The organism is Paenarthrobacter nicotinovorans (genome assembly GCF_021919345.1).
GTDB lineage: Bacteria > Actinomycetota > Actinomycetes > Actinomycetales > Micrococcaceae > Arthrobacter > Arthrobacter nicotinovorans.
The window spans coordinates 786861-806618 of record NZ_CP089293.1 but is presented as its reverse complement, the minus strand read 5'-3'; the positions used below and the strand labels follow the sequence as shown (position 1 = coordinate 806618).

The window sequence follows — 19758 nt, the reverse complement described above, 5'->3', positions numbered from 1 at the left end:
GCATGACGTCCGCACCACGCCGGCCCGCCGGTAACCCTTCAAGGGACCGGTCTGCCCGGCTGTCTGCGGGTGGTGCTGTTCCTCGGGGGGCTGCACGACGTGGAACCCGCAGCCGCGGGTTCGCGGCGATGTGCGTGGCATTGGCGTCAATGCTGGTCCTCAGCGCCTGCACGGTGCCGTTCCTGCCGGCGCCCACCGCGAAGCCCTCCACCAGCACTGTGGATCCCTCCATCGCGGCCTCGGCCCCCAAGGGCCTGGAGAAGTTCTACTCGCAGTCCGTGGAATGGAGCTCTTGCGGAGACGGACTGCAGTGCGGCAAGATCCAGGTCCCCATGGATTACGCGCAGCCGGGTTCCGCGGAGATAACCCTCGCGGCCATCAAGCTGCCCAGCACCGGAGACAAAAAGGGCTCCATCCTGGTCAACCCCGGGGGTCCCGGGGGCTCGGGGGTGGACTTCATCAAAGATGCAGGCACCACGCACTTCACAGAAAAACTCCGGGCGAATTACGACGTCGTGGGCTTCGACCCCCGCGGCGTGAAGGACTCCGCGCCGGTCAAGTGCATGACCGACGCCGAGCGTGATGCCGCCAGGGCAAAGGTGTTCCGCAAGAACACCGACGAAGGCCTGGCAGCGGCCATAGCGTTCAACAAGTCTTTTGCCGAGCAGTGCGCCCAGCAGACAGGGCCCGTCCTCGGACACATTGATACCGTCAGTGCGGCCAAGGACCTCGACATCCTGCGTGCCGTGGTGAACGACGCCAAGCTCAACTACCTGGGCTTTTCCTATGGGACGTTCCTTGGGTCCACCTACGCTTCGCTCTTCCCGGACAACGTTGGCCGGCTGGTCCTCGACGGAGCGGTGGACCCGTCCATCAGCAATGAGGAGTTGACCGCAGGCCAGGCCAAGGCGTTCGAAAAGGCAATCCACACCTACGTAGCCAGCTGCCAGAAGCAGAACCAGTGCCCTATGAGCGGGTCGGTGGAAAACGGTGTGCAGGAAATCAGGGACCTCATCAGCGCCGTGGACGAGAACCCGCAAACCGCCAAGGACGGCCGGTTGGTTACCGGCAACGACTTCGTCAACGGCCTCATCCTGCCCCTCTACAACGACCAGAGCTGGCCGGCACTGACCCAGGCCCTGGACAGCGCCTTCTCCGGCGACGTTTCGCAGATGATGCGGCTCGCCGACCTTGGCGCGGACCGCGAACCCAACGGAACGTACAGCTCCAACTCCGCTTTCGCTTTCCAAGCCATCAACTGCCTGGACTACCCCATGGTCATGGACACCGCAGGCATGCGTGCGGAGGAGGCCAGGCTCATCCAGGACTCCCCCACGTTCGGTGCATTCTTTGCCTACGGCGGCGTGAACTGCAAGGACTGGCCGTACCCGAACACCCGGACACCGGCGCCCGTCAAGTACAGCGGTGAAGCTCCCATCGTGGTGGTGGGCACCACGGGAGACCCCGCCACTCCCCTGGCGTGGTCGCAGTCGCTGCGCAAGCAGCTCGAGAACGCTTCCCTCGTCACGTGGGAAGGCGAGGGGCACACCGCCTACGGCCGCTCGAATTCATGCGTCAGCTCCGCCGTCGACGACTACTTTGTTGATGGAAAGCTGCCGCAGGACGGCCTCACCTGCTAGAGGTGCCGGCGCCCGCTAGAGGTGCCTGGCTTCGCGTTTCTCCACCAGGAGCGGGAGCTGCTTGATGGAATCGACGACGGCGGTGGCGCCGGCCGCGCGCAGGGTTGCCTCTGAGTGTGAGCCGGTGAGCACCCCTGCGACGAGTGAGGCCCCCGAACGGACGCCCGAGAGCATGTCCGAGCTGGTGTCGCCCACCACGGCGACTTCGCGCACGTCATCGAGGTCGAGTGCGAGCACTGCGGTGAGGATCATGTCCGGGTAGGGTCGTCCGCGTCCGGCATCCGCCGGGCACAGACTGAGATCGGCCAGGCCCATCCACCCCAATGATTCGAGCACCATGTTCTGGGTGTGGCGTCCGAAGCCGGTGGCCAGGCAGACCTGCATCCCGGCCTCACGCATCCACAAGATGGCGTCTTCCGCTCCGGGAATGGGGCGGACGCCGCCGTCGGCAATCATGTCGTCGTAGGCCCGTTCGAAGACCTTGTTCGCGCTCACGGCCACGGCAGCGTCCTCGAACAGGTGGCTGAAAACCGTCATCTTGGAGAAGCCCATGGTGTCCCGGGCATAGCCGAGCATGCTCTCGAAACGGCTGCTGCCCGGTTCAATCCCGTGTTCCACCAGCGCCCGGGACATAGCCTGCCCGGTCCGGCCATCGTCGGTGATGGTAGTCCCCACCATGTCCACGACCGCCAGCTTCAGCCGGTTGGGTGTGTGGTTGGCGTCCCTGGTCAGTGCGTCCCCGGTCATTGAGCGGCTCCTTCGGCTGTGCTTCGCGGCGAGTGGACCGCGCCGCAGTTGATTCCCCAGCTTCCGGCGAGCGGGAAACCGCAGCCTGAACCGGGCCCGACGCCCGGGTGAACATCCCCGCAACGGCCGCCACCGTGCTCGTTTTGACCCGGGCGCGGTGCCTCTATTACAGTTATGTCTTGCGTGATCGCCCGGGAAACCGGGGATGAACGCGGTGCTTCCTTAGCTCAGTCGGTAGAGCGTTTCACTCGTAATGAAAAGGTCATCAGTTCGATTCTGATAGGAAGCTCGGACAAGGAAACCCCTGGAAATCATGTGATTTCCAGGGGTTTCCTTTTGCCCTTCGACCCCTCGGCGATGGTCGAAATATCGAACATATCCACCCGATAGTCGATATGTTCGAAATATTGATCAAAGGGGCGTTTTGGCCATATGATCAATATATGGAACATCCTGACGAGACTCCCTTCTACCGCGCCGTCGATGGGCCATCCTTGGGCCGCGCGATCAGCGAGTCGCGCAAGGAAGCCGGGTTGACCCAACAGGAGCTTGCTACCCGGCTCAGAGTCACGCGGGGAACGATTGTCCGGCTGGAGCGCGGAGAAGCCGTCTCCCTCGTGGTCGCCATGAATGCCATCCGGACGCTCGGGCGTGACGTGGCACTGGTACCGCGCTTTTCCAAGCTTCAGGTTCGCCCATGAGCCGCCGGAAGACGCTCGACGTTTTTCTTCGCTCAAGGAAGATTGGCGAGCTCACGGGAAGCGGGCTTAATCTCGCCTTCAGGTACGACCCGGAAACTGTGGCGGAATACGGTGCGGGCTCCATATTGCTTTCACTGTCGATGCCCCTGAGCCGAAGGAAGTTTGAAGGCCCCGTTGTCTACAACTACTTCGACGGACTCCTTCCCGAAGGGCAGGTGCGCTCTCACCTTGCGAAGGAAAACGGCCTCTCGACCCCCGACGCCTTCGGCCTGCTGCGCATACTTGGGGCAGATTGCGCCGGGGCAGTCCAGATTCTCCCGCCCGGCGAAGCACCTGAAGTCCCGGGCGCCGCCATCCCGATGGCCGACCACGAGGTCACAACAGTGGTGGAATCACTCCCCACGTGGGATTTGCCGGGTGACTTTCTGGTCACCGCGTCCTTGGGCGGCATCCAATCCAAGGTGCTCCTCACCAGCCAGGGTGACGGCTGGGCATGGCCCGGCCGCGGAGCAGTCTCAACCCACATCATCAAACCGGCGCCTTTGGAGTCCACCATCCCGGATCTTCTGGCATCGGAAGACTGGGCTCTGAAAATTGCGGCAGCCGCCGGGATCCCGGCCGCGAGGACCCGCCTGCATACGTTTGGGGCCCGGGAAGCCCTCGTTGTGGACCGGTTCGATCGGGCACCCGACGGCATGCGGATCCACCAGGAAGATTTCACCCAGGCCTTGGCCCTTGGAAGTGAGGCCAAATACGAAGGCACGTCGGCCCCACCTTCTCGACTGACCCGACTGGCCAACGCGGCGGCTCCCCATGCACGGGATGACGCCGCATTCCGAAGGGCATTGCTGACGGCGGTTACCTTCAATGTGGCAATCGGAAACGGAGACGCTCACTCAAAAAACTATTCCCTCACGCTTCTTGACGGCGGCGAGTTGCGCCTCGCCCCGCTCTACGACGTGGCTCCTACTTTGCTGCTGTACGCACCCAGCAACAACGCAGGCCACAGCGTCGGCGGACAGATCCGATTGGGCTACATCACCTTGGAACATTTGGTTCGTGAGGGTGTGGCTTGGGGCATGGATGATGGGGACGCCCGACAGACCGCCGTATCGGTCTTGGAGGCACTGGGGTCCGTGGCCTCCACTTTCCACACACCGGAACGCTTGGAATTCCTGCGAAAACTGGTTCCGGCACGAGTGCATGATCTATTGAACGGCGGTACAGCCAGACGGCAGTGACGCTCGCAACCTAGCCGATCAGCGCCCGGTACTTGGACCGCCGTTCCTGCCAACCGGGCGCACCCCGCCCCGCCAGGCCTTGAAGCTCGACGGCGATCACCGCACCTACCCGGCGGCAGAACTCCACCGGGGCGGCCGCCGCATCCGGGACTTCCTCCACCACCACGTCCACTATTCCCCGGCCTGCAAGCACAGAGGCAGTGATGCCTTGGCTCTCGGCGAGCGCGGGAGCCTGGGACGTGGTCCTGTGCACGATCGCTGACGCCCCTTCCGGGGGCAGGGGTGCCAGCCACGCATGCTGGGCTGCGATCGTACGGTCTGCCGGGAGCAAGGCCAGCGCCCCTCCCCCGGTTCCTTGACCCAGCAGGACTGACAACGTAGCTGTTCCCACTCCGAGGAGGTCGTACAACGAGCGGGCGATCTCGGCGGCGAGCCCGCCTTCTTCGGCCTCCCGGGAGAGGGAGGCCCCCGGTGTGTCGATAACGGTGACCAGCGGCAGCCGCAGTTCCTTGGCCAGACGCATCCCGCGCCGGGCATCCCGCAGCGAGGCCGGTCCCATCGCGTTGTTGCGTTGATGCCCCACCAGCACGCACGAGGTGGCGCCGAATCGGGCAAGGGCCACCAGCATGCCGTGGTCTTTGGTGCCATCACCCGCCCCACGCAGCAACACAACACTGCCCGCGGCATGCCGCAGGAGTTCAGCAGTGGATGGCCGCAGGGGATCCCGGGAACGGAGGACGGACTCCCAAGCAGTCTGCCCGGCTGCCCCGGCCGTGGCGGAGCTGGTGGACGGCAGCGCACCGCCGGCCACCACGTGCCCGGGCTCAAGCAGATCCAGCACCCGCCCAAAGTAGTCCCCCAACCCTTCAGGCGGAACCACGGCGTCCACCAATCCGTGGTCGAAGAGGTTCTCCGCCGTTTGGACACCTGAGGGAAAAGCCTCTCCATGCAGTGCCTCATAGACGCGCGGGCCCAGGAAACCCAGGAGCGCACCCGGCTCTGCAACGGTCACATGTCCCAGCGAACCCCACGATGCCATGACCCCACCCGTGGTCGGATGCCGGAGGTACACCAAGTACGGCAGGCCCGCGGTTCGATGTTCCTGCACGGCCGCCACGATGTCCACCATGCCCAGGAACGCAGGGGTTCCCTCCTGCATGCGCGTCCCCCCGGATGCAGGCATCGCCACCAGCGGCAGCCCAAGCCCGGTGGCACGTTCGACGGCGGACACCAACCTTTGGGCGGCATCGCGCCCGATGGACCCGGCCAGGAAAGCGAAGTCGGAAACCACGACGGCGACCCGATGGTTCCGTATCCGGCCCTCCCCGGTGAGAACGGATTCGTCGCTGCCGGACTTGCCCCGGGCCGCTGCCAGGTCGGCCGCATACCCGGTGTTTCGGGTCCCGTCGCCTGCCACCCCGCGAACCGGGGCGTCCCACGAAAGGTAGCTCCCGGCGTCGAGCATTGTCTCCAGCAGTTCGCGCGCGCCGAGGCGCCGTCGCGTAGCCGTTTCAGTCATCAATGTCCTCCCCCGCGAGCCAGCCCCGGATCTCCTCGTTGTGCTGGTTGAGCACCGGAGGCGCACAATGGGCTCGCCGGGTGGCTTCCGCCCCGGAGACGTTGTCGAAGAAACGCAGCGGCGGTCCGGGCAGCGTGACAGCTCCGAGCACCGGGTGGTCAACGTCGATCAGCAGGCCTTGCGAAGCCAGTTGCGGCCACTCATAGACCTCTTTCAAGGAGCGCACCTTCCCGGCGGGAATTCCCGCGCCGGCAAGTTTCGCCAGCAACGGTTCGGCGTCGTAGTCGGCAAACGCTGTTTCGACTACGTCGATCACGTGCGTGCGGTTCCGCACCCGATCAGCGTTGGTGGCAACGCCGTCGGCCGTGGGATCAAGGCCAAAGGCGGAGGTGAAGGCCGCCCACAGCTTCTGGCTGCCGACGCTGATCTGCACACTTCCGTTACGGCACCGGAACAGGCCGTACGGGGCGATGGAAGGATGGTGGTTGCCCTGCGCTTCAGGCGACTCCCCCGCAACCGTCACCTTGGTCCCTTGGAAAGCATGGACCCCCACGAGCGAGGCCAGTAGCGACGTCCGCACCACCTGCCCACGGCCGGTTTGTTCACGCTCCAGCAGGGCGGCGACGACCCCGTATGCCCCGTACATGCCGGAGAGCAGGTCCGCGATGGGCACCCCCACGCGTTGTGGATCATCGGGTCCCGAGCCCGTCAGCGACATGAGCCCGGCCTCGCCCTGGAGGATCTGGTCGTAACCGCTGCGCTGTGATTCGGGACCATCGTGGCCAAATCCGGTGATGGACAGGATCACCAGGCGCGGGTTGATGCGGTGCATGGCGTCGGTGCTGAAGCCCAACCGGTCCAGGACCCCGGGCCGGAAGTTCTCCACCACCACGTCCGCACGTTCCAGGAGTTGGCGCAGGACTGTCCGGCCGTCGTCGCTCTTGAGGTCCAGAGCCAGGGACTCCTTGTTTCGGTTGCAGGAGAGGAAGTAGGTGGCCTGTGGATCGTCCTCGGGGCCGACGAAAGGCGGACCCCACCCGCGGGTGTCATCCCCCGTGCCAGGATTCTCGATCTTGATGACCCGTGCTCCCAGGTCGCCCATCATCATGGCCGCATGCGGGCCTGCGAGCGCCCGGCTGAGGTCCACCACGAGCCTGCCGGAAAGCGGGCCGCCGGTGTCCTGAAGCGCAGGTGCCGGTTCGGTCAATGCTGAAGTCATGGGGACGCTCCTTGCAGCTCAGTTGCCCAGGCGGGACAGGAGGACGGCGACGGCGGCAGAGATTCCCCCGGCCAGGGAACCTTCCAGCTCGGGGGCGAAGAAGGGCGAATGGTTGACCGGGACAGGTCCCGGACCGTCGAACACAGCACCCGGCGTACCGCCGAACATCCAGAACACGGAAGGGATGCCAATGGCCGTACCCAGGTGTCCAAAGTCTTCGCTGCCCATCATGGGCGGGGTCACCTCGACAGACTCAGCCCCCAACGCATCTCGCAGTGCCTCCAAAACAGAAGGAACGGCGTCGGGGTCGTTGTAGCACTGCGGGAAGCGGTACAGCTCTTCGATCTTCGGGCCCGGTGCTCCGGAGGCAGCTGCCTCGGCCTCAATGATGCGTCGGACAGCGGTCAGGACCTGGCCTCGGACCTCTTCGTCGAAAGTGCGGATGTTGAGGGTGAACTCCGCGGAAGCCGGGATGATATTCTCCTTCAGGCCGGCGTGGAAGGTTCCAACCGTTACGACGGCGGACTTCCGGGGATCCAGCTCGCGGGACACGATGGTCTGCAGCCGGGTAACCATGTGGGCTGCCATGACGATGGGATCGATGGAGTCCTGGGGCTGCGAGCCGTGCGACTGCTGTCCGTGGACCGTCACGCGGAGGGAATCGGCCATTGCTGCCACCGGACCGCTGGAAATCGATACCGTGCCCACGGGCCGTGGCATGACGTGCTGCCCGAACACGACCTCCGGGCGGGGAGCCCTGTCCCAGAGCCCGTCCTCCAGCATGGCCAACGCCCCGGCGGCCGTTTCTTCACCGGGCTGGAAAATCAGCACCAGCGTCCCTGACCAGGCGTCCTGGTTTCCGGCGAGGATTTCCGCAGCTCCCAACAGGCTGGCCACGTGGGTGTCGTGGCCGCAGCCGTGCATCACCGGAACCTCGGAACCGTCCAGCATTCCCGTGTCCGTGCTGGCGTAGTCCAGGCCTGTGGCCTCTTCGATGGGCAGCCCATCCGTGTCCGCGCGGAACGCGACGACGGGCCCCTCACCGTTGCGCAGGATGCCGACCACTCCTGTCCCGCCGCAGCGGAAGTGGTCCGCACCGAGCCGGTCCAGCTGTTCCTCGATAAGGGCAGCCGTGGCGTGCTCCTGCATGGAGAGTTCGGGGTGTGCGTGGAGCCTGCGGTACAGCTCGTGGAGCGCCGTGGTCTGTTCGGTATCGAGCTGGAGGACAGTGGCTGTTTGGGTCATGGTCTTCTTCTTTCTGCTGCGTGCTGACGGTGTGGGGGGGGCGGCGGCGGCTACTCGATGTGGATCGGTGTGGCGGCCGCAACCTGCTTTCCGCGGAAGAACCAGGCCAGCAGGATGGTCCCCAGCACGGCGATGGCTGTGGACACCATGGCGAGCGAGGGCACCAGGGGCAGCACCACGAAGACGACGACGGCGGACACCACCAGTGCGAACACGGTGGTGCGGGGCTGCTTCATGGAGACGATGGCCTGGACCAGCACCGCGCCGAGGACGGTGGGCAGGACGTACAGCCGGGTAACGGTCAGCACCGACGGCGGAATGACGCTGATGAGCCAGCTGCCCAGGAGGCCGACGAAGATGGCGAGCGAGACCAGGTGCACCACTGCGGCTCCGCAGATGGCAACAACGGCGGCCAGTTCGGCCCGCTTGCTTCCCGGCTTTGCGCCGATGTTGGTTTGGGCAATCAACGCCGCGGGCAGGAGCTTGTTGGAAATATTGCCGATCATGAATGCTTGGTACATAGCTGCAGGGCCGAGGATCGGGAAGTAGGTCAGCGGCTCGACGATCCAGATGATGCCGAATGTTGCGGCGACCGCGGCAAAGGCGATCCAGAGTTGGGCCGGTGCGATGTCCAAGCCACCGGCGAAGACCAGGTACAAGGGACCGGCCACTGAGATGAGGAGTCCGGCGATCATGGTGATCTGCCCCCAGCGGGACGTGGTCCGGTTGAAGTCCGCCATGGCATTCGTGGTGGCTGAGGTGGTGAGGGTGGAGGTCATGATGTTGTTCCTTTCGTGTCCTGACGGTCCTTCAGGCGGCCAGTCCGGGCGCGGCGGCCAGGAAAGCGGCACCTAGGCCAATGACGATTGAGAAGCCCAGGCCCCATTCGCGCAACCAGCTCTTGCCGAGCCGCTTGGCCAGCAGCAAGCAGAGCCCCATGACGGCGGCAGAGACGACGAAGGAGAGGACGTGGATGCCGGACTTGGGAAGTTCCGTCAGGCCAAGGCAGGAGAACGCACCGATCAATGCGGCTGCCGGGACAATCGCCATGGCGGCCGGATTCACCGAACGGATCTTGGCGTCACCCTTACGGAGGATTGGAGTGAGGATGAGGGTGGCCAGCATCCACATGGCTCCGCCGATGCTCATGGCGAAGAAGGCCACCGCGAAGACGCTTTGGGTGTAGCTGGCATCGCCGAGTTTGGCCCCCATGGACCCGGCAGCGATGCCCGCGGCCGAGACGTCGTAAGCTGCGGAGCCGATGAGGCCGATCCTGGAGAGGACCGCCGGTGCGCCGAACAGACCAAGGAGGGCGATGGCTACGAGGGAGACGGCGAGAGAAGGGCCGATCGCCGAAACCGCCCCGGACCGGAACGACGTCCGGATGTCTTGGCTGCTCATCTCCACGGAGGGGGCAGCACGTCGGGCCGCCTTCATGAAGATGACGGACTGGATGATGATGACGCCGAACACGCCTGCAACGCAGATCCAGAGAACCGGGTTGTTGGCTATGGCCAGGATGTCGCTGGAGCTGCCGGCAGCCAACGGCTGCGCTGTCAGGGGCTGAAATGCCTGGGGTTGGAACATGGAAACCTCCGCGTGAAAGCCCCTCCTGCAGTTCCCAACCGGACGACGTTGTGCGGCGCGGGCTACAGCTTGGGGCGGGTCCATGCCCATCGACCGGATCGGCCAGTGGGTTAGCAACACCTTCCGCTATGAGCCGGATCACACACAATAGCTGACGGAATCCGCCAAATATCTGGCCGAAACAGTCAAACGATGCCGCTTGGGCGGGGCGCCCTTCCGGGGTGCGATGTGACTCGGCACACTTTCAGCAAGCGAATATCCAGCAAAGGAGCACCATGTCCAGCACCATTGGCGAGCTGTCCGCCGTCGAACTCACCGCCGCGATCCGCAGCAAGGAAATCTCGGCGCGCGAAGCCCTGGACGATCATCTCCAGCGGATTTCGGATGTGAACCCGGTGATCAACGCCGTGGTGACGTTGGATGCCGAAGGCGCACGTGCCCTGGCGCTCAATGCCGATCAGCTGACGGCGTCCGGGGCCGAACTGCCTCCCTTGCATGGCCTGCCCATGACCCATAAGGACACCAACAACACCGCCGGCATGCGCACCACCCAAGGCTCCCTGGCGTTGCGCGACTTCGTGCCCGACGCCGACGACCTCATCATTGCGCGGCTCAAGTCGGCGGGCGTCGTCAGCACCGGCAAGTCCAACGTTCCCGAGTTCGGAGCCGGATCACACACGTTCAACGACCTCTTCGGAACCACCACCAACCCGTACGCGCCCGCCCTGAGCGCCGGGGGCAGCAGTGGCGGGGTGGCCGCCGTCGTCGCTTCCCGGATCCAGGCGATCGGCGACGGCAGCGACATGGGCGGTTCGCTCCGGATCCCGGCTTCGTTCTGCAACGTGGTGGGCTTCCGGCCGTCGACGGCGGTGATCCCCATGCCGTCCGACGTCAACGCCTATGCGTGGCTGGGAAGGACAGGGCCTATGGCCCGCAGCGTGGAGGACATTGCGTTGTTCATGTCCGTGACCGCAGGCAGCGATCCCCGGGTACCGCACCCCGAAGGGCTGGATCCCAAGGTTTTCCGCTCCAGCTTGGAGACGGACATGCGGGGTGTGCGGATCGGCTGGTCCCGGGATTTCGGGATCGGCGTGCCAGTGGAACCGGAGATCCTGGAGCACCTGGAACGACAGTTGTCAGTGTTCGCTGACCTGGGGGCCATCGTCGAGGAAGCAACGCCGGACTTCAGCGAGGCTGACCTCGTTTTCGGGAACACCCGGGCCATGGACTTCGCCGCAGGACTGGGCCCGATCCTGGAGCGTTCCGGCGACGTCATCAAGCCGGAAGTGCATTGGAACGTGAACAAGGGGTTCGCGCTGACTGCCCGGGACCTCATCGAAACCACGGCTGCCAGGACTCGCCTGGAACGCAGCGTGCAGGAGTTCTTCGGCCGCTTCGATCTCTTCGCAAGCCCCTGCGCCCAGGTGCTTCCCTTCGACGCTACGCTTCGTTATCCCGACGACGTCGCGGGCGTTGCCTCCGAAACCTACCTGGACTGGATGCGCTCGGCGTGCCTGTTGTCCGCTACGGGGCTCCCCGTCCTCAGCGTCCCCGCCGGGTTCAGCTCCGCCGGGCTGCCCATCGGGCTTCAACTCGCTTCCAACCACTACACCGATATGCAGCTTCTCCGCTATGGGCGCGCCTTCGAGCAGCAGACGGGGTACGCCGCCGTCGCCCCTGTTGTCACAGCAGAACCGGCACGGCTTACGACGGTGAGCGCATGAGCCGACCACCGCGCTTGCGGGCATCGAGCAGGATGGAAACGTCCACGCCAGCGGCGTTCCGGGCCCATTCCGAATCGGTGATGAAGCGATAGAGGGACGACATGTCCTCCACAGTGACGTCGGCCATGATCTGATAGTCGCCGGCAATTGCCGCAGCATAGCGGACAGTGGGGAGCTCCGCGAGGCTCTTTCCCACCGGCTCGACCTTGTGCGGCGACGCCCGGATCCACAGCAGGGCCTCGACACCAAGACCGAAAGCGGCAGGCTCAACGATCGCCCGCAAGTGGACCTGGTTGTTGGTCAGCAGCCATTCGCTGCGCCGACGCGCCGTAGCCTCGGAAACACCAACCCGGCGCCCCAGCGCTTCGAAACTCATCCGGCCGTCGGCGCACAGCGCATCGATGAGCTCGTTGTCCTGGCGGCTGAGCTCCTGCCGCGGAACCAGGACGCCCGAATCAGGGGTCAGGGCTGAACGGAATGCCTCTACCCGGTCAGCGGTGAGGATCTCAGGCCGCCAACCTCGGATAGTGCGGAAGTACCGAAGAACGGGATAGCTGGTGGAATCGCGTAAACCAATAGTGGACGGCAACTCATCGGACAGGACGGTGCCCATACGGGACGGTTCAGTGAGGATCTCGGCCACACAGTCGCCGGTTCCCGTGGTGGTGTAGACGAACGTAGTGTCATTGCGCTGCGACAAGGCCTGAGCGGCGGCACGGACCGTTCCAGGCATGCATCGCATCTGCACCAGCACTACAGCGGGCCTGGGGCGAATCCCGACGACGGCCACCGCACCGGATTCCAGCAGCTGCGATCCACGGCGCGCCACTGTCCGCTCGGCTTCCCCGAGCACCGCGGCCATCTTGCGCCAGGGGCAGCGGGGGTCCAACTGCAAGGCGGCAACGATCTGCCGTTCCAGGGGGTCAAACAGCACCATGCGCGCTCCGTCCGCTCCGGTTCATGGGTACGGGTCAATTTGACCACGGACTCCCGGAGCGGCGGAGCGCGGCGACGGTCAGCGTTCGGGGCTGAGCACCTTCGAGAACACCGCAGCTCCATTGGCGTTGCGCAGACTCACGGTGAACGAATCATCCGAACCGAGTTCCACATGCCCGAAGAACTGGTTCTCCCCGTTGCGCGGGGACTCACCCGGGAACCGGCCCGCCTTGGAAAACACGACGTCCGGCCCGAAGGTCCCGTCCATGTCGTTCGGGCCGAAAGAGCCGGCGTTGATGGGCCCCGCAACGAACTCCCAGAATGGCTGGAAGTCCTTGAAGGATGCCCGCTCCGGAGAATAATGGTGGGCGGCGCAGTAGTGGACGTCGGCGGTGAGCCACACCGTGTTCTTCACGCCATACTTCTTGAAGGCGCTCAAAACCCCGGCGATCTCCAGTTCCCGGCCCAGCGGCGCACCATTGTCCCGGTTGGACAGGCTCTCCTGGTTCACGGGACCGTCAGGCACCACGATGCCCAAGGGCAGGTCCGCGGCGATGACCTTCCAGGTGGCCTTGGACTGCCGGACTTCCTTGATCAGCCAGTCCACCTGCTCCTGGCCCAGGATGTTGGTGGTGTAGGGCTCCTTGCCGTCGGTGTTCGGCGACTTGTACGTCCGCATGTCCAGGCAGAAGATGTCCAGTTGCGGGCCGCGTGGAATCTTGCGGTAGATGCGTGCGGGCTGGTACTGGCCGGCGTCGTAGGTTCCGGGGCGCCACAGCGCCGCCGAGTCCGCGATCGGCATGTTCTCCTGCCACGCCTGCCGCCCGCGCGCGGCGAGGACGTTGGCGTTGCGTTCGGTATAGCGCGCGTCGTCCAGGACCTGGCCCGGGTACCAGTTGTTGTGCGTTTCGTGGTCGTCCCACTGCGCGATGACCGGCACGTCGGCGAACAAGGAACGCATGTTGGCGTCGAGGGAGTTGTAGCGGTGCCGGCCCCGGAATTCCTTGAGGGTTTCGGCTACTTTGGAGACTTCCTCGGTGACGATGTTGCGCCAGACCTGGCCGTCCTTCTCGGTTACTGATTCCGCGATGGGGCCGTCGGCGTAGATGGTATCTCCCGAATGGATGAAGAAGTCCGGGCGGACGTCATGCATGGCCTTGTAACCGCGCATGCCGCCGATCTCCTCGTTGATGCCCCAGCCTTGGCCGGCGGTATCGCCGGTCCAGACGAAGGACTGGGAGGACGACGCCGGCCTGCCGCCCCCGCGGCCGCCCGAGGGGCCGCCGTCGTTGGGTTCCTTGTTTCCGGGCGCCGTGCTGAAAGTGCCTTGCCCGGCTTCGCCCATGCCGTTCTCATCCTCAAAGTTCAGCTCCAGCCTGAACCTGGTGCCCGCAGGCAGTCCATTGGCGTGGATTTTCGCGGTGAAGTCACTGGCTTCCGTGGCCAGGGGTCCACGAATGGTTCGGCTGAACCCGTAGCGTCCACGCAGGAGCTCCCCGGCGTCGTCGATGGCGTTGAGGGTGGCGGTGAGACGTCCGGGTCCTGAGGCGCGCGACCACAGGACGGCCGAATCCGTGGTGACGTCCCCGGTGGCAATGCCCGTGGGGAGCGTGAGTCGCTTGCGGAACAGCGGGATGGCTGCAGGTGCTGCGCCGGCCGGGCCGGCGGCCCCTACGGTGAGGCCGGCCAGCGTAAGGCCGGCGAGGGAGGACTTGACGAGGGTGCGGCGTGAAAAGTCGGTCATGGCATCCACCCTTTCCGGCCGTCATGAACGGAATGTGAGGGTGGGGTGAAGATTTTCGTGGGTTGCCAGTCCTGAAGGGAGCACACTTTGCGGGCCCGGATCCCGGGGCGGGGTGCCGATCTCGACCCCGCCGCCCCTCCTACCCCCGCGAACAGCCAGGCATCGAGACTGGCGCGCACTGGGACTTCCCCGAGCGCCAGCCTGAGAAATGGCCCCGGGAAGCGACGGCCGGGTCGTCCACTGGCTGCTGCTCGTTGCAGGCGCCGTCGTCGTGTTCAGGTCCCTACGGAAGGTCCGCTCAAGCTGACCTGTCCGCAGGACCCTGCAGGCTAGGTATCTCTTCCTGAATGGCGTGTTGCCTGCGTGGAACTTTCGCGCACAACAAGGGTGGGCGCGATCGGGGTGCGGTCGACCTCCCGCCCCTCCATGGCGCCCAGGAGGACCTCCATGCTCATGTGCGCCAGGGCTGTGAAGTCCTGGCGCACAGTGGTCAGCGGGGGCAGGAAATAGTCTGAACCTTCGATGTCGTCGAATCCCACCACACTGACGTCCTCCGGGACACGGATTCCATTTTCGGTCAAGGCCCGTATGAGTCCGAGTGCCGTATGGTCGCTGGCTGCAAAAACAGCTTGGGGAACCTTTCCCTCCCGGACAAGGCGGAGGCCGGTTTCATAGGCCCATCGGGGACTCCAATCGCCCTCCAGGCACAGCCCCGGCGGAAGTCCGGCGTCACCCAGGGCCGCCTCCCAGCCGCGCTTGCGCACGCGCCCGTCAAACCAGTCCATGGAGCCTGCCAAGTGCGCGATGTCGGTGTGGCCGAGGTCGATGAGATGCTGGGTGGCGAGCCGGGCTCCGAGTTCCTGGTTTTCCGAGTAAGTGAAGACATTCGGAGTTGATGACGCTCCTGCCGCGATCATTTCCACGGGTACCCGGCAGGAGGCATTCCAGACAGCCGACGCCATGTCGACCAAGGGTGCGACGACGATGATGCCCCCAACGCCGGTGTCGTCCAGAGTGTCCAAGGCCGCCTGCACGGACTCGTCGTAGGGTTTATCCACGCTGATGACTGTTGTGGCATACCCCTTCTTCCGTGCAACGGTTTCCAGGGCCATGAGTGTCCCTACCGGACCGAACCGCGGGGAACCATCAGAGAGCAGCCCGATGGATGTTGACCGGTTGGTGACAAGGGCAGTGGCTGCCCGGTTCCTGCGGTAGCCGATGTCCTTTATGGCCTGCAGGACGCGTTCCCGGGTGGCCGCACTCACGTCCGGGGCGTTGTTCAGGACGCGGGAGACAGTACCAAAGGACACGCCCGCAATCTCCGCCACATCGTTGATGGTCGGCTTCCGCCGCAACGTGGCTCCTGTTTGCCCGTTCGCTCCACGTGGAACCGTTATGCCTGACACGCTCTCTCCTGTCCCCACACCGTCCAACCGGGCCGATGCGTACCAATACTACGTGCGCCCGTCCCATCCGGTTACTTCGAAATGGGCGGGGCGTGATGTTTGACACTCTCCACCGTAAACGTTTACGATCGGTTCCGTAAACGTTCACGGAACACCCGTAAGCGATTACGGTCCGGGTTCACCAAGGATGAAGCGGACCGCCCCCGCAGACTCTTCGGCGTCCACCATCGACGGTTCCGCCGGAAAGGGTCCGTCCCCCCTAACACCGGTTGCAGGCGCGCTCGTTCCCGCCCTCCACCACCACATCCCCTCATAAGCACTGGAGAACAATGATGATCCGCAGGCTTCCCCTCGTGGCTTTGGCCGCTGTCCTGTCACTTTCCGTAGCCTCGTGCAGCAGCTCGGCGGCGAGCACGTCGAACGCACCCGACGCCGGCGTGTCCGAAAAGGCCCAGCAGGCCCTCGACAAGATCAAGGGCCAGGTCCTGAGCAAGGGCCCCAACGGCGAATCCCCCTCCCCGGCATCCGTGTCAGATCTGACGCCGGAGGAGATCGAGAAGATCAAGGCACTCAACGCCAAGGCCGCAATCGTGATGCACTACGGCGGCAACGACTGGGCAACGGCCCAGGTCAACGGCCTCAAGAGTGAATTCGAAAAGCTCGGCATCAAGGTCATCGCGACAACGGACGCGAATTTCAAGCCGGACAAGCAGGTTTCGGATATCGAGACCGTCATGACGCAGGACCCGGATGTCATCGTCTCCATCCCCACGGACCCGGTGGCCACGGCCTCCGCGTACAAAAAGGCTGCGGCTGCCGGCACAAAGCTCGTCTTCATGGACAACGTCCCCCAGGGTCTGACTCCCGGCACGGACTACGTTTCAGTTGTTTCGGCTGACAACTACGGCAACGGCGTCGTCTCCGCTCACCAGATGGCCAAAGCCCTGGGCGGCAAGGGAAAGATCGGCCTCGTGTTTCACCAAGCCGACTTCTTCGTGACCAAGCAGCGACACGAAGGGTTCAAGGAGACTATCGCCAAGGAATACCCCGACATCCAGATCGTCGAAGAAAAGGGCATCGCGGGCCCGGACTTCGCTGGAGACGCACAGGCTGCTGCCAACGCGATGATCAGCAAGTACCCTGACCTGGCCGGCATCTGGGCCGTGTGGGACGTCCCGGCTGAAGGCGTCATGGCGGCGGCCCGCGCGGCCGGCCGGCAGGACCTGAAAATCGCCACGGAAGACCTCGGCAAGAACGTGGCCATCGCCCTGGCCAAGGACGAACTCGTCGTCGGCCTCGGCGCCCAGGTTCCGTTCGACCAGGGTGTCACCGAAGCCCGGCTCGCGGCAGGAGCACTTCTCGGCAAGCAAGCACCTCCGTACGTGGCCCTGAGCGCCCTCCCTGTTGACCACTCGAACGTCCTTGAAGCCTGGAAGCAGGTCTACCACGAGGACGCTCCCAAGGACATCCAGGACTCCTACAAGAAGTAGCCAGATCCTACGGTGCGGGGGCCCAGGCCCCCGCACCGCGCCGAAAGGGCGGGAAATGAACACCGCAGACAATGTCGTCGAGATGCGCTCGATATCCAAGGCCTTCAACGGCGTGTCCGTTCTGAAGGATGTCGGCTTCGATGTCCGCAAGGGCGAGGTCCACGCACTGGCCGGGGGCAACGGGGCCGGCAAGTCCACCCTCATGAAGATCCTCCAGGGCGTCTACCAGACGGATGCCGGAGAAATCCTCATTGGCGGCAAACCGGCCGCCATCAACTCGATCCAGGATGCGAAGTCCGCCGGAATCGGGATGGTTTTCCAGGAATTCAGCCTCGTACCCAGCCTTACCGTTGCCCAGAACATCTTCCTTGGCGCAGAGCCGCTCGGCCGGGGCGGCCTCATCGATGACCGCGCCGCGGTGCGACGGGCCAAGGAAGTCTTCGCCGAGATGGAGGTCGACGTCGACGCCGGCGCCCAGGTCTCGCGGCTTGGCACCGCCTATTGGCAGCTGACCGAGATCGCCAAAGCCCTCGCGCAGAACGCACAAGTGCTGATCATGGATGAGCCCACGGCAAGTTTGGCCCGGCACGAGTCCGAGGCGCTCTTCGAATTGATCGACCGCCTCAAGCAGCGCGGAATCTCCATCATCTACATCTCCCACCGCATGGATGAGGTGTACAGGTTGGCGGACCGGATCACCATCCTGCGCGATGGAAGGCACCTCTTCACCGAGCCACTGACGGAGGTCACTCCCGAACAAATCGTCGAAGGAATCGTGGGCAAGAAGGTCGAGGGCCAACTTTCCTATCGGGCGCGGAACGATGTGGGCACCGACGTCGAGCCACTGTTGGAAGTGCGCGGGCTGAACGCGGGCCTACGGGTCCGGGACGTTTCTTTCGCACTGCGGCCCGGCGAAATCCTCGGCCTGGCCGGGCTCATGGGCAGCGGGCGGACAGAACTCGCGCGGGCACTTTTCGGCATCGACAAACTGGACAGCGGGCAGGTCCTCATCCGGGGCAGGAAAGTTACCCTGGCATCTCCGCAGCAGGCCATCAACGCCGGTATCGCCCTTGTCCCGGAGGATCGCAGGGCCCAAGGCCTCGTCCTGGAACACTCGGTCCAGGACAACCTGCTGCTGCCGCTCCTGAAGCACATTCAGCGTGGCCCCCTTCTTGATGGCGCCAAGGGCAACGAGTTGTCCGCGTCGCTGATCAGGAGGTTCGCAGTCAAGGTCGCCCACCCCCACCGGCCCGTGCGGCTGCTCTCGGGCGGCAACCAACAAAAGGTGGTCATCGCCAAGTGGCTGGGCACCGATCCCGACATCCTGATCCTCGATGAGCCGACGGCCGGCGTCGACATTGGCACCAAGAGCGAAATCCTGGACATGATCCGCAAACTGGCAAGCGATGGCAAAGCCATCATCGTCATCTCCTCCGAGTATCCCGAACTACTCGCGGTCAGCGACCGCGTCCTCGTCCTCAAGGACGGCTCCATCATCCGCGACATCCCCCGCAGCGACATTGCTGACGAGGAATATCTACAACTTGCAGTCCAGGGAGTCTGAACAGTGAGCAAGACAAACACCATCGCGCCACGGGACACCGGGGCACCCCGCAACGTCGGCACCATCCTGAAGGACCTCGACTGGCGGCGCTACGTCATTTACATCGGCTTCGTCGTCGTCTTCCTGATCTTCGCGGTCCTGCTGCGCGACCAGGGATTCATGTCACCGAACAACCTGCTGAACATCTTCCGGCAGACGGCCACCATCACCGTCATCGCAGTGGGCATGACGTACGTCATCGCCTGCGCCGAGATCGACCTGAGCGTGGGATCCGTCGCCGGCCTCTCCAGCGTCTGCACCGCTATGGCCCTGTCCCAATGGGGCCTGGTCCCTGGCATACTTGCCGGCCTGGCCGTGGGCCTCGTGGTCGGATCGGTCAACGGCGCACTGGTCAGCCTCCTGGGCATCCCTTCCTTCCTCGTGACACTCGGCATGCTCGGCATTGCCGTGGGCGTCGCGCAGTGGATCACCGCCTCAGCGCCCCAGCCCATCCTGGACGACACCTTCAACACGGTGTTCGGATCCGGGAACTTCGGACCCATTCCGGGCCTTGTGGTGTGGAGCGGCATCTTCGTAGCCATCGGCGCCGTCGTGCTGAACCGGACCAAATTCGGCCGGCAGGTCCTGGCAACGGGTGGCAACCGCAACGCCTCCGAATTCACTGGCATCAATACAAAGCGCATCAAGTTCCAGGTGCTGCTGATCTCCGGCATGGTTGCCAGTGTTGCCGGAATGCTCTACGCCGGCCGCCTCCAGTCCGGACGGTTCCAGTGGGGCGCCGGTGACGAACTCTCAGCCATCGCTGCGGTCATCCTCGGCGGGACCAGCCTCTTCGGCGGATTCGGCTCCATCATCGGAACCCTTTTCGGCGCCCTGTTGATCGGCCTGATCAACAACGGACTGATCCTTGCAGGCCTCGACAGCAGCCAGCAGCAAGTAGTGCGCGGAGCCATCATCATCCTTGCAGTCGCCCTCGCCCGGAAGAAGTGACAGTC

16 protein-coding genes and 1 tRNA gene are annotated in these 19758 nt (G+C 64.6%); 8 read left to right on the top strand and 9 right to left on the bottom strand.

The features are described 5' to 3' along the window. Window positions 1-2 precede the first annotated feature (2 nt). Window positions 3-1640 (top strand): alpha/beta hydrolase, encoded by a 1638-nt coding sequence (locus JMY29_RS03915; protein WP_039239774.1) that lies wholly within the window; start codon window positions 3-5, stop codon window positions 1638-1640. A 15-nt stretch (window positions 1641-1655) separates the two neighbouring features. Here JMY29_RS03915 and JMY29_RS03910 read toward each other — a convergent pair whose 3' ends face one another. After that, window positions 1656-2387: an HAD family hydrolase gene (locus JMY29_RS03910; RefSeq protein ID WP_189076107.1), complete on the bottom strand. Its 732-nt coding sequence runs from the start codon at window positions 2385-2387 to the stop codon at window positions 1656-1658. 216 nt (window positions 2388-2603) lie between these two features. Here JMY29_RS03910 and JMY29_RS03905 point away from each other — a divergent pair. From JMY29_RS03905 to JMY29_RS03895, 3 genes are all read left to right on the top strand, one after another. Further along, a tRNA-Thr gene (locus JMY29_RS03905) sits at window positions 2604-2676 on the top strand. A gap of 154 nt (window positions 2677-2830) precedes the next feature. Then, complete coding sequence (locus JMY29_RS03900) at window positions 2831-3088, top strand: helix-turn-helix transcriptional regulator (RefSeq protein ID WP_079581508.1); 258 nt, start codon at window positions 2831-2833, stop codon at window positions 3086-3088. Further along, window positions 3085-4329, top strand: a complete 1245-nt coding sequence (locus JMY29_RS03895; protein ID WP_052247107.1) for a type II toxin-antitoxin system HipA family toxin — start codon at window positions 3085-3087, stop codon at window positions 4327-4329. Before JMY29_RS03900 ends, JMY29_RS03895 begins: the two co-directional genes overlap by 4 nt. A gap of 10 nt (window positions 4330-4339) precedes the next feature. Here the strand turns inward: JMY29_RS03895 and JMY29_RS03890 are convergent, their stop codons facing one another. From JMY29_RS03890 to JMY29_RS03870, 5 genes are read right to left on the bottom strand one after another with little or no spacing between them, the layout of a single operon-like run. After that, window positions 4340-5848: a carboxyl transferase domain-containing protein gene (locus tag JMY29_RS03890; RefSeq protein ID WP_189076108.1), complete on the bottom strand. Its 1509-nt coding sequence runs from the start codon at window positions 5846-5848 to the stop codon at window positions 4340-4342. After that, the gene (locus JMY29_RS03885) at window positions 5841-7067 is read right to left on the bottom strand and encodes a CaiB/BaiF CoA transferase family protein (RefSeq protein WP_189076109.1); all 1227 of its coding nucleotides are present in this window, start codon (window positions 7065-7067) and stop codon (window positions 5841-5843) included. Before JMY29_RS03885 ends, JMY29_RS03890 begins: the two co-directional genes overlap by 8 nt. 18 nt (window positions 7068-7085) lie before the next feature. Further along, a complete protein-coding gene (locus JMY29_RS03880; RefSeq protein WP_189076110.1) occupies window positions 7086-8312 on the bottom strand; it encodes an amidohydrolase in 1227 nt (408 codons plus the stop codon). 50 nt (window positions 8313-8362) lie between these two features. Then, complete coding sequence (locus tag JMY29_RS03875) at window positions 8363-9091, bottom strand: hypothetical protein (RefSeq protein ID WP_018777911.1); 729 nt, start codon at window positions 9089-9091, stop codon at window positions 8363-8365. 31 nt (window positions 9092-9122) lie between these two features. Then, window positions 9123-9899 carry a DUF5058 family protein gene (locus JMY29_RS03870; protein WP_018777912.1) on the bottom strand — a complete coding sequence of 259 codons (777 nt, stop codon included), beginning with the start codon at window positions 9897-9899 and terminating at the stop codon, window positions 9123-9125. Between the two features lie 275 nt (window positions 9900-10174). Here JMY29_RS03870 and JMY29_RS03865 point away from each other — a divergent pair, with 275 nt between their 5' ends. Beyond that, the gene (locus JMY29_RS03865; RefSeq protein WP_110505063.1) at window positions 10175-11623 is read left to right on the top strand and encodes an amidase family protein; all 1449 of its coding nucleotides are present in this window, start codon (window positions 10175-10177) and stop codon (window positions 11621-11623) included. On the opposite strand, the gene JMY29_RS03860 is transcribed toward JMY29_RS03865, so the two are convergent. The 3 genes from JMY29_RS03860 to JMY29_RS03850 all read right to left on the bottom strand — a co-directional run bounded on the left by JMY29_RS03860 (window position 11604) and on the right by JMY29_RS03850 (window position 15709). After that, window positions 11604-12560 carry an Lrp/AsnC family transcriptional regulator gene (locus tag JMY29_RS03860; protein WP_189076111.1) on the bottom strand — a complete coding sequence of 319 codons (957 nt, stop codon included), beginning with the start codon at window positions 12558-12560 and terminating at the stop codon, window positions 11604-11606. The genes JMY29_RS03865 and JMY29_RS03860 overlap by 20 nt on opposite strands. A gap of 78 nt (window positions 12561-12638) precedes the next feature. Then, window positions 12639-14303, bottom strand: coding sequence for an alkaline phosphatase D family protein (locus JMY29_RS03855; protein ID WP_189076112.1), 1665 nt, complete (start codon window positions 14301-14303; stop codon window positions 12639-12641). A gap of 329 nt (window positions 14304-14632) precedes the next feature. Then, the gene (locus tag JMY29_RS03850) at window positions 14633-15709 is read right to left on the bottom strand and encodes a LacI family DNA-binding transcriptional regulator (protein ID WP_189076113.1); all 1077 of its coding nucleotides are present in this window, start codon (window positions 15707-15709) and stop codon (window positions 14633-14635) included. Window positions 15710-16038: 329 nt separating this feature from the next. Between JMY29_RS03850 and JMY29_RS03845 the strand changes: the two genes are divergently transcribed. Genes JMY29_RS03845 through JMY29_RS03835 form a run of 3 tightly spaced genes read left to right on the top strand, consistent with a single transcriptional unit; the run spans window position 16039 to window position 19753 of the window. Beyond that, window positions 16039-17199: a substrate-binding domain-containing protein gene (locus tag JMY29_RS03845; protein WP_018777917.1), complete on the top strand. Its 1161-nt coding sequence runs from the start codon at window positions 16039-16041 to the stop codon at window positions 17197-17199. 55 nt (window positions 17200-17254) lie between these two features. Beyond that, a complete protein-coding gene (locus JMY29_RS03840) occupies window positions 17255-18763 on the top strand; it encodes a sugar ABC transporter ATP-binding protein (protein WP_189076114.1) in 1509 nt (502 codons plus the stop codon). A gap of 3 nt (window positions 18764-18766) precedes the next feature. Further along, window positions 18767-19753, top strand: a complete 987-nt coding sequence (locus JMY29_RS03835) for an ABC transporter permease (protein ID WP_039239756.1) — start codon at window positions 18767-18769, stop codon at window positions 19751-19753. The last annotated feature ends 5 nt before the right edge of the window (window positions 19754-19758 follow it).